Origin of the sequence: Arcicella aurantiaca (assembly GCF_003148625.1) — a bacterium.
In the GTDB taxonomy this organism is placed as follows: domain Bacteria; phylum Bacteroidota; class Bacteroidia; order Cytophagales; family Spirosomataceae; genus Arcicella; species Arcicella aurantiaca.
In genome coordinates, this window is record NZ_QGGO01000001.1 from 151,154 (window position 1) to 164,165 (window position 13,012).

The window sequence follows — 13,012 nt, forward strand, 5'->3', positions numbered from 1 at the left end:
TTAAGCAAAAAAGCGATAATTGCTTTTCGCTCAATATAAATCAAAATCATGAAAAGAACATTAAAATATATAGTTGTTGCCGTTCTTTTAGGAATGTCAAATACTACGATTTTTGCCCAAGAAAAAACCAATGAAACCTTAAATCAGTTGGTTCGTTCTGCCATTGAATATGCTCCAAAAATCAAAGAGCAACAACAATTGGTGACGATGGGTGATTACAAAACTAAAATCCAAGAATCAGCCTTAAAACCACAAATTCAGTCTGAATTTGGCGTTACCAGAATTGACCCCGTTGCCAAAGCCAATTTTGCAGGAACTTCTATACAATTTCAACCAAACATGAATTACAATGCCAATATTGGCGGTAATTACGTGATTTATGACTGGGGAAAACAATTTGTGAACATTGAGAAATCAAAACTTGAAACTGAGTTATCTAAAACAAATGTGGAAGGTTTGAAGAATATTTATGCTTATCAAGTTGCTAATTTGTACTACGGAATTATTTATACCCAAAAGGCTATCGAAGTACAAAAAGAACAATTGAAATTGGTTGATGAAAACGGGAAAATAATCGGTAATCGTTTGAAACAAGGTGATGCTTTAGATTATGACCAAGTTGCTATTCAGGTTCGTTATAAAAATGCAGAATCTCGTTTGACAGATTTGCAAAGCCAATTGGAACGCCAAATTATTTATCTTTCTTCCTTAATTGGAAAAGATGCTCACGGTTTAATTCCTGCTGGTTCTGATTTTAATTTGGGGATTGCTGACCTTTCTGTGGAAGGTGCATTAACACAAGCCCAAACAAATAATTATGACCTTAAAGCGTTGAAAGATAAAGACCTAATTGCTGAACGTGATGTTAAATTGGCACAAATGGCAACTTTACCAAGTTTGGCTGCCAATGCCCAAGTTGGTATAAGAAACGGCTATTTACCAAGAATAAATGGCGAAATGCCAGCTATTACTGATGATTTTAAATTTAACACTACCGTAGGGGTAAAATTGACGATACCTGTTTATTCAGGACATAGAGGTGCGTATCAAACTGAAGTTGCCAAAATAAACCGTGAAATGTTGAAATATTCAGTTGATGCAACAAACCAAACGTTAAGACGTGATTTAGAAGCTGCTCAAAACGACTATAATTCAGCAAAAAGTAAATTGGAGTTGTCAGAAAGAAATGTTTTTCAAGCACAATATGCACTCAAATTAGCCAATATTCGTTATCAAAATGGTGTATTAACCAATGTAGAGATTGAAGCGGCACAAACGGCTTTAAAAGATGCACAATTTGCACAATTGCAATACCAATATCAAATGGCTTTGGCAAAATTAGAAATGAATCGTCTTTCAGGCGTGAAATTTTGGTAGATTAAAACAACCAATAACCTGTTTGCAAAAGCCGTAAGTACATATTCATGCTTACGGCTTTTGCCATTTATGAAATACCAATATGAAAAAACTATTACTTATTACTTTTTTAATGATAAGCTCAGTTCAGACTCAAGCATCTGATATTGAGGATTCTACACGATTTTCGAACTCTAAGATTTATAAATTTTTCACTTCTCCCAAATACATTATTTCCCCTTTTGCCTTTTATATGCCCGAAACCAATTTAGTAATCGGAGCGGGAATTAAGCATTTTTATAATTTCGGAACTGAAAATGATAGTCTTACAAGGGTTTCCAATGTGGCGGCTTCCATTCAATATTCTTTAAATGGACAGTTTTTATTTAGAAGTCAATATCAAATTTTTACAAATCAAGAAAAATATTATATCACAGGATATTTAGGTTATAGCCGTTTCCCAATAAATTATTATGGTATTGGCAATACCATAGAACTCAATAAAAATGAAGTAGTTTCCTTTGATTATTTACGGTTTGATAATTTGGTTTATCGAAAAGTTGGGCAAAATAGTTTTGCGGGTCTGGGCTGGCGTTATATGAATATGTTTAATGTCAACGTAAGAGAAAATGGGCTTTTAGAAACTCAAAAACCAGTAGGAATGTATGGTTCAGCAGTATCAGGAATTAATATTTCATATCTTTTTGATAATCGAGATAATATTCTTACGCCTTCAAAAGGTGCATTTGCCCAATTGGTTTACTCAATTCATAGTAAAGCCACTGCAAGTACTCATGCTTTCAATCGTTGGCAATTTGATGCTCGTTATTATTTTAAGCCATTCAAGAAGCGAGAAGACGTTTTGGCATTTCAAGGTTATGGCTTTTTATCGGTCGGCGATGTCCCTTTCAATGAATTAGCCCAAATGGGGGGAGACATGATTATGAGAGGTTATTATCAAGGAAGTTACCGAGATAAAAATCTATTAGCCGCTCAGGCAGAATACCGTTTACAAGTGTTAAAAAGGTGGGGAGTTGTAGGTTTTGCGGGTGGCGGTTGCGTGCATGATGCGATGAGCAAGTTTGACGCAGTCAATATAAAACCAAGTTATGGAGGAGGTTTACGATTTAAGATTAATCGAAAAGAAAACGTAAATCTTAGAATGGATTATGGTTTTGGAAACGGTCAGCAAAATATCTATTTTTTTATTGCAGAGGCATTCTGATAAAACAAGAAAACCCGCCACCAACGATGACGGGTTTTTGCTTAATACCTAACCACTATTTAATATTTTGATTTATTTTTCAATAAACATAATCAAATATAAAGTATAAAATCCTAAAAAGCAAGTAGTTAAGTGAATTATAACCATTTCTTAACATCGCTTAAAGGCAAGCCCCAAGCGTCAGAAACACCTTTATAAACGACTTCTCCACTTACCACGTTTAATCCTTTTGCTAACTCTTCATTTTCACGGCAAGCCTTTTCCCAACCTTTATTGGCTAATTGAATGGCATAAGGTAAGGTTGCGTTGGTTAACGCTAATGTTGATGTATAAGGCACTGCACCAGGCATATTAGCAACGCAATAATGTACGATTCCGTCAATTTCAAAAGTTGGATTTTCGTGTGTTGTCGGCTTACAAGTTTCAATACAGCCACCTTGGTCAACGGCAACATCGACTAAAACAGTACCTGCACGCATTTCTTTCAACATTTCACGAGTAATCAAATGTGGTGCTTTTGCTCCGGGGATAAGAACAGCTCCGATAATCAAATCTGATAATTTAATAGCCTCACGGATATTATATTCGTTAGACATTACGGTGTCAACATTGGCAGGCATAACGTCTTCCAGATAACGTAAACGAGGTAAACTTACGTCCATAATTGTTACGTTTGCTCCTAATCCAGCAGCCATTTTAGCTGATTGCGTTCCTACAATTCCACCTCCTAAAACTAATACATTGGCTGGCTTAACACCTGCAACACCACCTAACAAAATTCCACGTCCGCCCATTGGTTTTTCCAAATATTTGGCACCTTCTTGAATCGCCATACGTCCTGCTACTTCCGACATTGGTACTAACAATGGTAAACTTCTATCTGTTTTCTCAACGGTTTCATACGCCAAACAAATTGATTTACGCTCAATCATGGCGTGCGTCAATTCTTCTGAAGAAGCAAAGTGGAAATAAGTAAACAATAATTGATTTTCTTTGATAAGAGGATATTCAGAAGCAATTGGTTCTTTTACTTTGCAAATCATCTCTGCAATAGCATAAACTTCTTCAATGGTTGGTAAAATAGATGCTCCTGCTTTGATATATTCTTCATCTGAAAATCCACTACCTGCACCTGCTTGTGACTGGATATAAACAGTGTGTCCATTCTTTTTAAATTCGGCTACACCTGCTGGTGTCACAGCTACACGATTCTCATTGTTTTTGATTTCCTTTGGAACACCGATTATCATAATATTGGGATTTTAACGGATTGAAGAGTTTAGGAGACTTTTGGAGTAACTGTATTCAACCAAATATAATGTGTAATCAAGCAAATTTTTCAAATAAACAATTAGCTCCTAAACTCTAAATCCTTGTCTGTAAATGAAGTGATGTACAAAATTAATCATACAGGAAATACTTTTGTAAAAAGTGAAATAATAAGAAAATTGATGATTTTTATGATTAGTTTAAAGAAAATATTTCTTTAAATTTGTTTTTTAACAATTACTTAAAGTAAATTTTTCTTATGACGATTGACAAGACCGATATTCGTATTTTACAACTCCTTCAAGAAAATGCACAATTTACCTTGAAAGAGATTTCTCAAAAAATTAATCTATCGATGACTCCCACACATGATAGAATTAAAAGATTGGAAAATGAAGGAGTAATTCAGAAATATGTTACAATCTTGAATAAGAAAATGATTGGAAACCCGCTGACTGTTTATTGTAGTATAAGTTTGGATAAACAACAGAAAAACCACTTTGAGGAATTTGAAGAAGCAATCAAGCAGTTTCCTGAGGTGATAGAATGTAGCGTTATTTCGGGAAGTTTTGACTATATGATTAAGGTTATCGCCAAAGATATGGAGGCTTATAATGAATTTTATCAAAAGAAACTATCTGATTTACAGAGTGTTGCCCATATCAGTAGCTCGTTTGTGATGTCGGAAGTTAAAAACACAACGGTATTGCCTTTGTAATTGATAACTCATAATTGACAATGGACAATTATGAATTATCAATTGTTCATTATCCATTGTCAATTAAAAAACTTTTCCGTGCGTAGCCTTAATAATTGCTCCAAGTGCAGGGCGAACAACTTTCAAAATTCCCCAAGCAATTTCTGAAATTACTTCATTACCAAATAATTGCTGAACTTTTCTGCCGACCCAAAGTCGTTGTGAAAAATGCTTTTGCCATTGTTTTTGATAATTGGTTTCAACCAAATTTCTATCATTAAAATTATCTAAAATGCTTTCAGACAACAACTTAGCTCCGTGAATGGCAATTGCCATACCATTTCCGCAAAGTGGCGTAATTAATCCTGCTGAATCGCCAACCATTAAAATATGGTTTTCAATAGTTGTTTTGGGGACAAATGAAATTTCATTGATAACTTCTGGCTTTTCGTATAAGAATTCAGATTCTGTAAAAATTTTCTTCAAATGTGGGTTTTTCCAGAGAATATTTCTTTCCATTTCTAAGATTGTTCCATGCTTGCGAAGATTCTCACGAGTTGTCAAATAACACAAACAATATTTGTCCCCTTCAATGGCAGAAATACCACAATAACCATCTTTAAAATTGTGGAGAGCAATTAAATCTTTCGGAAAATCGGTTTTGATATGATATTTTACACCAATATAAGGGCTTCTTTTTGTGAAGAAATCTCTTTGTAAAGTGGCATCTAATTTGGTTCGTTTACCAAATGCTCCAATGACAAAACGGCTATTGAAAGTTTCAAAAGTTGTTTTTACGATAAAGCTATCGTTTTGAAAATCAATACTTTCTACGGTATTTTCCAATAAGAACTCAACGCCAACGGATTTGGCTAATTCGTATAATTCAAAGTCAATTTGATAACGGCTAATGCCAAAACCTCCTAAATCTAAATCTGTTTCTAATTTTCTTCCTGCGGGAGAGGTGAATAAGAACTTAGAAATTTCTTTAATGTCTAAGTTGTTGAAATTTAATCCGATAGATGTTAAAAACGGTCGAGTTTCATTAGAAATATATTCTCCACAGACCCGATGAAATGGATATTTTTTCTTCTCAATTACCAAAACTTTTTTGCCAGCTTTCGATAAAAGAATACTGCTTATTAATCCTGCTAAACCTCCGCCTGTAATGATAATGTCATACATAATTTGCTCATTTTCAAAATCTGACAATAATATCGTAAATTTAGGTCATGGAAACAACAATTTATCATTTAGTAATACCCGAATGGTGGGAAACTTTTGCCGAAAAGGATTATTACGAATCAGAAACACTTCACGAAGAAAAATTTATTCATTTATCAACTGCTGAACAAGTTAATGGCACTTTAAACAATTATTTTAAAGGTGTCGAACGCATTTTATTACTTCATGTTGATATCCAAAAACTAACTTCAGAATTGATTTTTGAAGATTTATTTGGCATTGGTATTCAATTCCCACATTTGTACGGACGTTTGAATAAAGATGCAGTAATTGAAATACAGGAATTATTGGCGGATGCGGATGGTATTTTGAAGGTTAAATTTTGAGTGAGTTTATCATTGTGAAAGTTCTTACAATCAAACTTTATACCTCATTTTAATGTTTTAGAAATACAAAAACGATTCAGAAGAATCGTGATACATAAAAAAATATAGATGCTTTACCCACAAAATATAGAACAAAAATTAGGTTTTGATAAAATCCGTGAGCGACTCAATGAATTGTGTGTCAGTACATTGGGGCGTTCCTTTGTTGAAAAAGTACGCTTCTCTGATAATTACGACCAAATTCAAAAGATGATTCGTCAGGTAGATGAAATGAAGAGTATTCTTCAATTTGAACCACAGGCTTTTCCTTCTCAGAATTTTTTAGACGTCAATTATCAATTATCCAAAGCCTCAATTGAAGGGGCTTTTTTAACGGAAGAAGAGTTTTTTAACGTGAAACTTTCGCTTCGTACTATTCAAGAATGTTTACGCTTTTTTGACAATAAAGAACCCGAAAGTTATCCAACTCTGCGGGAATTGGTTGGAAGTGCTTTTGCCGAAAGAGAGAAAAAGGACGAAGAAAAAACGACTGTTCTGATTCAAAATCCAAAATTAGAAATACGTTCTTTATTGGATGCTTTTGATAAAATTATTGACGATAGAGGCAAATTGAAAGATAATGCCAGTGCTGAATTACAGGCAATTCGTAGAAGAATACAAGTACAAGAAGTTGATTTGCGGAAAAAATTAGACAGTATTTTGAGAAATGCACGCTCAAATGGCTGGATTTCAGACGACTTTTCACTGACTTTACGTGGAGGTAGAATGGTAATTCCCATCGCTGCCGAACATAAACGTAAAATTAAAGGCTTTGTACATGATGAATCTGACACAGGAAAAACGGTTTTTCTTGAACCAACGGAAGTTTTAGAAGCTAATAACGAAATCCGAGAATTAGAGTCGGCAGAAAAGCGGGAAATTATTAGAATTTTGATGGAATTAACCACCAAAATGCGTCCGCAAGTCCCTGTTTTACGCAAAGCCTATACCTTTTTAGGAATTGTAGATTTTATTCGTGCAAAAGCAAGATTAGCAATTGAAGTAAATGGAATTGCTCCGTTAAGTATTAATAGTCAGATAGTTGATTGGAAAAATGCTGTTCATCCGCTTTTATATTTATCGTTCAAAAAACAAGGAAAATCGGTAAAGCCTTTAACGATAACCCTCAATGCTGAAAATAGAATTTTATTAGTTTCTGGTCCTAACGCAGGTGGAAAATCTGTCACTCTGAAAACACTTGGTTTACTCCAATTTATGTATCAATGCGGTTTGTTAGTGCCAATGGCAGAGCATTCTACCATCGGAATGTTCCGAAATGTTTTTATTGATATTGGTGACGAACAAAGTTTGGAAAATGACCTCAGTACCTATTCGTCTCACTTAACGAATATGAAGTATTTTTTGCTTAATTCTGACCGTAAAACCTTATTCTTAATTGATGAATTTGGAACAGGAACAGAACCAACTTTAGGAGGTGCAATTGCTGAAAGTATTTTGGAAGACCTCAATAAATCAGGAGCTTACGGAGCAATCAATACGCACTATACCAATCTGAAAACCTTTGCCGATAAAACTAAAGGACTTATCAATGGGGCGATGCGTTATGATGCCGAGCATCTTGAACCATTGTATGAATTAGAGATTGGAAAACCGGGAAGTTCGTTTGCGATTGAAATCGCCTATAAAATTGGTTTGCCCAAAGCGATAATTGATAAATCAAAGCAACGAATTGGTAATCAGCAAGTTAGTTTTGAGAAATTGATTAAAGAATTAGAAATTGAGAAGAAAGTTTTTGCTGATAAAAATGTAGAAAATGCTACCAAACAACGCAAACTTGACCAATTGTTAGAGCAATACGGTTCATTAAAAACGTATTTGGATAATGAGAAAAAGACGATTTTGAACACCGCAAAATTGCAAGCGAAAGAATTGGTTAAAAATGCTAATCAGAAAATAGAAGCAACCATCAAGGAAATTCGTGAGCAAGGTGCAGAAAAACTTTCGACGAAGGAAATTAGACAAGATTTACAAGATTTTCAAGATGGTTTGAAAATGGAAAAAGTAGTTGTCCAAGTCAAGCCAAAAGAAGAAAAAGAGCAAACAGAAAAAGATGTTGTAGAGGTAATTCAAGGAGAAATAACCGTTGGTTCTTTGGTAAGAATTAAAGGACAAGAAGCTTTAGGGGAAGTTTTAGGTTTGCGTGGAAAAGATGCCGAAGTTGCCATTGGAGATTTGAAAACGACCGTAAAATTGAACCGTTTAGAGAAAATTTCTCGGAAAGAATTTAAACAAAAAACAGGTTCAAAAACCAAAGTTGTAGGTTTAGACATGAACGATAAAATGATGAATTTTTCGTTTAATTTAGACATCAGAGGCAAACGTGGAGAGGAAGCATTGGTGGAAGTTGACAGGTTTATGAATGACGCCATTATGGTTGGTTATGATGAATTACGAATCGTTCATGGTAAAGGAGACGGTATTCTTAGAACCTTGATTCGTAACCATTTACGTGGTTATAAACAAGTTGCCAAAACCCAAGACGAACACGCAGATAGAGGCGGAGCAGGCGTTACGCTTGTGAGTATGAAATAATTAAGAAAGAGGTAATCAGTTATTGGGAATTAGTTACTGGAAATTGGTTATTAGTTTATTTTCTGAGGAATCAACTAATAACCAATTCCCAATAACCAATATCCAGTAACTAATTCCCAATTTCCAATATCCAGTAACCAATTCTCAATAACTCTTTAACCAATGGAATATCAAGAATTATTAGCCAAATTAAACTCAAGCGAGCAACTTATTTTACAGTATTATTCAATGTTGGATGAAAAACTCAATGCGGGAGAATTTGACAGTTTTTTAGCAAAAATGAACCTTACCAACGAAGGAAAGACCTTTAATGGGTCGCTTTGTACAAAACTAAGGCAGAAATATATTGACAATGGTATTTTAATTAAACAACCTGTTGTCAATTATTTGTTTTTCGTAGATGTTTCGTTTAAAGAATTTTTGGTTAAAAAAGCATCGGAAGAAGATTGGTTTGGAACGGCTTGCAGCAAAATAAAGTCGTCTTATCCAATCCAATTATGGGATTATAGTCGGTCTGAATATCGAAGAGCGAGAGATTTTAGATTAGCCATTTACGGGCAGAATTTTGCTTATTTATTAGAAAAATTAGACCCAGAAGAAATAAATACAAGTTATAAGCATGTATTGGCAGTCGTTTTTAAATTTGGTTTGAGCTTAGAAAATCTTCGTATTTTCCCCAAAGAAGTTATTTATCAGGTATTAATAATGCTCGCTAATGATGCTATCATTCGAGGAGATTCTGTAAAGATTTTTTTAGAGCATTGGCTTAATAATGGACTTCCCAAAAATGCCAGATATGTTGATTTTCAGTGTACAGAGTTGTTTTTACAAGGAAATTTAAAAGAATCATTATCAGTCATTAAAGCTCAAAAAGAACTTAATTTTCGACTTTTGAGCCTCTGGGGGTTGATTGAAACCATGAATGGCGATTATCCATCCGCTATTAAAATTTACGAAGAATCTTTAAAAGCATGGCGAAAAGAAACCAAGAAAAAGAAGGGATATTTTATTGAATGGTCGTTGTTGGGCTACGGTTTGGCACTTTATAAAACCAAAGAAAGTAGCTTTTTGAATTTTTATCAAGACTATGAAAAATATGCCTATAAAAACTTCGATATTCAGAATTATGTTCAGATTTTGGGTTCATTATACGCATTTGCAACCAATAATGATAACCGTGCCCAAAGCCTTCTACAAACAGAAAATATCAACACATTTTCTGTTTTTCAAACGTTTTGGTTGCTGGTTTTTTCTTCCAATATTCCCAAAGCCTCTTTTGCGGAAAACCTTGTTTTTAACTCTCTCCGCAATGCCGAAGAAAAAGATTTGAAACTTATCGAAAGAGAAATTTTATTCAATATTTCTCGAAAAAAAGAATCTTCTTTTACCGTAAAACAAGCTGATAGATTAGAAAAACTCAATGAAGAAATTGGTAATATTCCAATGGGAGGAATTATTCCTGTGGTAGAAGATTGGGAACGTAGTTTGAGTATTTTAGCAGCTTTGGGCGAAGAGATTGAAGGGGCAAATTTATTAACAAAAGTTGCCGAAGGAACGCAAAGATTGGCTTGGTTTATTGATTTTAATGCTCAAATCGTTCAACCAATTGAGCAAAAAATGAATAAAACGGGTTGGACAGCAGGACGAAATATTGCTTTGAAAAGGTTGAAATCAGGAGAGTTAAAATACTTGACTTCTCAAGATGAAAAAGCCGTTCAAATTGGACTTATTGAAGAAACACAAAGTGGTGGTTGGGGTTATTATGGTTCAACGACAAATTTTTATTTTGACTTTGAAAAAGCATTACCCATTTTGGTTGACCATCCACTTTTATTTTTGATGGCTCCGCCAAATTTGCCTGTAAGTTTAGTCAAAGGCGAACTTTCATTGCAAGTAAAACAAGATAAAAATGGACTGAAAGTAACCTTTGATGAGACTTTCAATCAAGCTGGTTTAATGTTAATTAGAGAAACCGCTACTCGTTATAAAATCCTAACAATTACGCCTTTACACCTTAAAATTAAGCAAAGTTTTTCTGGAAAATCCTTGAATATTCCTGCTGCTGGCAAAGAGAGTTTACTCAAAGCTCTGAGTCCATTGGCAAAGAAAATGGCTATTCAAAATGACCTCGACGAGCAACTGACAGATTTGCCAAGCATTGAAGCTGACTCAAAAATATATGCTCTCATCACGCCAATCAATGAAGGTTTTCATCTTGAACTTTTTGTAAAGCCTTTTTCGTCAACTCCTCCGTATATGAAAGCGGGCAAAGGCTCAGAAAATTTAATGGGCATTATCAATGACGTCCGAACGCAGACGAAAAGAGACTTGAAAAAGGAAAAGAAAAATCTTAAAGAAGTTGAAGAAATGTGTCCGTATTTGGTGGCGACTGAAAACGAAAATCATGAATGGCTTTTGGATACGCCCGATGATTGTTTGCAGGTGATGATTGAATTAGAAAAGCCAAAACAACAAAATAAATTAGTGATTGAGTGGCCAAAAGGTCAAAAACTCAAATTGGTAGGAAATATCACCGCCGAAACGCTCAATATCAACATTACCAGTAAAAATAATTGGTTTGAAGTTTCGGGAGAAACGAAGGTTGATGACGGTTTGGTACTTTCTTTACGTGATATTTTACAAAAACTGAACGGACAAAGTAATTTCATAGAAATGTCTGATGGTCAGTTTGTTAGCATCACCGAAAAGCTCAGGAAACACTTGCAAATGATGCGTGCTGTTTTGGACGATAAACTGCGAGGCAATATTTTGGCATCGAGTGTTTTTGAAGATTTATCGGATGAAGTAAAGAATTTTAAGGCGGATAAAGCATGGAAAGAGAATCTTAAACGTTTAAAAGATGTACGGTCGATAAAAGCAGAAATTCCGAGTACCTTTCAAGCAGAATTACGTTCATACCAAGAAGAAGGCTATCAATGGCTTTCGCAATTGTCAAATTGGGGCGTTGGGGCGTGCCTTGCTGATGATATGGGACTTGGAAAAACCATTCAAGCCCTTGCTTTATTGTTGCAACGTGCCGAAAAAGGACCTGCTTTAGTGGTTGCTCCTTTGAGTGTTTGTCGGAATTGGGAGAAAGAAGCTCGTCGTTTTGCTCCAACTTTAAACCTTTTGATTTTTGGAGGAACAAGCCTCGAACGCAAAGAATTATTAGAAAATGCCAAAGGATTTGACCTTGTAGTGGTGAGTTATGGATTGCTTCAAACAGAAGAAGAACTTTTCAAGCAAACTAAATTTGCCACCATTCTTTTGGACGAAGCCCAAGCCATTAAAAACCGAACAACTAAGCGTTCAAAAACGGTAATGGCATTGGACGGAGATTTCAAAATTATTACCACTGGAACACCCGTAGAAAACCATTTAGGAGAATTATGGAATCTTTTCAATTTTATAAATCCCGGACTTTTGGGTTCTCATGAACGTTTTAATGACCATTTTGCTATTCCCATTGAACGAAATCAGAGTTTGGAAAGACGTAGAGCCTTGCAAAAAATCATTCAACCGTTTATTCTGAGAAGACGTAAAAATCAGGTTTTAGATGAACTTCCTGCCAAAACTGAAATCGTTTTAAATGTAGAAATGTCTCCCGAAGAACGCTCTTTCTATGAATCATTACGTTTAGATGCTCTTGAAAGAATTGCCTCAGATGCAGGGGAGATTCAAGATAAAAGATTTAAGATTTTAGCAGAATTGACCCGTTTAAGATTGGCTTGTTGTAACCCCAAATTGGTTAATCCAGATATTCCGTTGAGTAGTTCAAAACTTGAATTATTTGGAGAAGTCATCGAAGAATTACTCGAAAATAAACACAAAGCCTTAGTTTTCAGTCAGTTTGTAAAACATTTGGCAATTGTAGAAGAATATTTAATTTCCAAAAATATTTCATATCAATATCTCGATGGTAGCACGCCAGCCACAAAAAGACAAGAACGAATAGATGAATTTCAGCGAGGAAAAGGCGATGTATTTTTGATAAGTTTGAAAGCGGGAGGAACAGGATTGAACCTCACCGCCGCAGATTATGTCATTCACCTTGACCCTTGGTGGAACCCAGCAGTAGAAGACCAAGCTACCGACAGGGCTCACAGAATGGGGCAACAACGCCCAGTAACCGTTTATCGTTTGGTAACAGAAGATACCGTAGAAGCAAAAATTTTGAAACTCCACGAAACAAAACGAGATTTAGCAGACGGACTTTTAGAAGGTTCAGAAGGCAGTGGTAAACTCTCAGCAGACCAATTAATGGATTTGATTAGAGGAATATAAGATTTTTGTACCACAGAC

The 13,012-nt window shown here is 35.0% G+C and carries 8 protein-coding genes; 6 read left to right on the forward strand and 2 right to left on the reverse strand.

Annotated features, from left to right (window positions below):
• Nucleotides 1–48: 48 nt before the first annotated feature.
• Together LV89_RS00645 and LV89_RS00650 are read left to right on the forward strand one after the other, a co-directional pair.
• Entirely contained in the window at nt 49–1,377 is a 1,329-nt protein-coding gene (locus tag LV89_RS00645) for a TolC family protein (RefSeq protein ID WP_109740922.1), read from the forward strand.
• Nucleotides 1,378–1,459: 82 nt separating this feature from the next.
• Entirely contained in the window at nt 1,460–2,581 is a 1,122-nt protein-coding gene (locus LV89_RS00650; RefSeq protein ID WP_109740923.1) for a BamA/TamA family outer membrane protein, read from the forward strand.
• A 137-nt stretch (nt 2,582–2,718) separates the two neighbouring features.
• Here the strand turns inward: LV89_RS00650 and ald are convergent, their stop codons facing one another.
• A complete protein-coding gene (gene ald / locus LV89_RS00655; protein WP_109740924.1) occupies nt 2,719–3,831 on the reverse strand; it encodes an alanine dehydrogenase in 1,113 nt (370 codons plus the stop codon).
• A 278-nt stretch (nt 3,832–4,109) separates the two neighbouring features.
• Here ald and LV89_RS00660 point away from each other — a divergent pair, with 278 nt between their 5' ends.
• Nucleotides 4,110–4,568, forward strand: coding sequence for an Lrp/AsnC family transcriptional regulator (locus tag LV89_RS00660; RefSeq protein WP_109740925.1), 459 nt, complete (start codon nt 4,110–4,112; stop codon nt 4,566–4,568).
• 63 nt (nt 4,569–4,631) lie between these two features.
• Here LV89_RS00660 and LV89_RS00665 read toward each other — a convergent pair whose 3' ends face one another.
• Complete coding sequence (locus LV89_RS00665) at nt 4,632–5,759, reverse strand: NAD(P)/FAD-dependent oxidoreductase (protein WP_310588752.1); 1,128 nt, start codon at nt 5,757–5,759, stop codon at nt 4,632–4,634.
• A gap of 20 nt (nt 5,760–5,779) precedes the next feature.
• Between LV89_RS00665 and LV89_RS00670 the strand changes: the two genes are divergently transcribed.
• The 3 genes from LV89_RS00670 to LV89_RS00680 all read left to right on the forward strand — a co-directional run bounded on the left by LV89_RS00670 (nt 5,780) and on the right by LV89_RS00680 (nt 12,994).
• Nucleotides 5,780–6,118 (forward strand): DUF952 domain-containing protein, encoded by a 339-nt coding sequence (locus LV89_RS00670; protein ID WP_109740926.1) that lies wholly within the window; start codon nt 5,780–5,782, stop codon nt 6,116–6,118.
• Between the two features lie 108 nt (nt 6,119–6,226).
• Nucleotides 6,227–8,710 (forward strand): endonuclease MutS2, encoded by a 2,484-nt coding sequence (locus LV89_RS00675; RefSeq protein WP_109740927.1) that lies wholly within the window; start codon nt 6,227–6,229, stop codon nt 8,708–8,710.
• A 162-nt stretch (nt 8,711–8,872) separates the two neighbouring features.
• Nucleotides 8,873–12,994, forward strand: coding sequence for a DEAD/DEAH box helicase (locus tag LV89_RS00680; RefSeq protein ID WP_109740928.1), 4,122 nt, complete (start codon nt 8,873–8,875; stop codon nt 12,992–12,994).
• Nucleotides 12,995–13,012: the final 18 nt, after the last annotated feature.

Excerpts from the sequence above, each read along its gene's own strand:
- LV89_RS00675 (WP_109740927.1), top strand. The coding sequence starts at position 6,227 with ATGCTTTACCCACAAAATATAGAACAAAAATTAGGTTTTGATAAAATC.
- ald (WP_109740924.1), bottom strand. The coding sequence starts at position 3,831 with ATGATAATCGGTGTTCCAAAGGAAATCAAAAACAATGAGAATCGTGTA.
- LV89_RS00680 (WP_109740928.1), top strand. The coding sequence starts at position 8,873 with ATGGAATATCAAGAATTATTAGCCAAATTAAACTCAAGCGAGCAACTT.
- LV89_RS00670 (WP_109740926.1), top strand. The coding sequence starts at position 5,780 with ATGGAAACAACAATTTATCATTTAGTAATACCCGAATGGTGGGAAACT.
- LV89_RS00650 (WP_109740923.1), top strand. The coding sequence starts at position 1,460 with ATGAAAAAACTATTACTTATTACTTTTTTAATGATAAGCTCAGTTCAG.
- LV89_RS00645 (WP_109740922.1), top strand. The coding sequence starts at position 49 with ATGAAAAGAACATTAAAATATATAGTTGTTGCCGTTCTTTTAGGAATG.
- LV89_RS00660 (WP_109740925.1), top strand. The coding sequence starts at position 4,110 with ATGACGATTGACAAGACCGATATTCGTATTTTACAACTCCTTCAAGAA.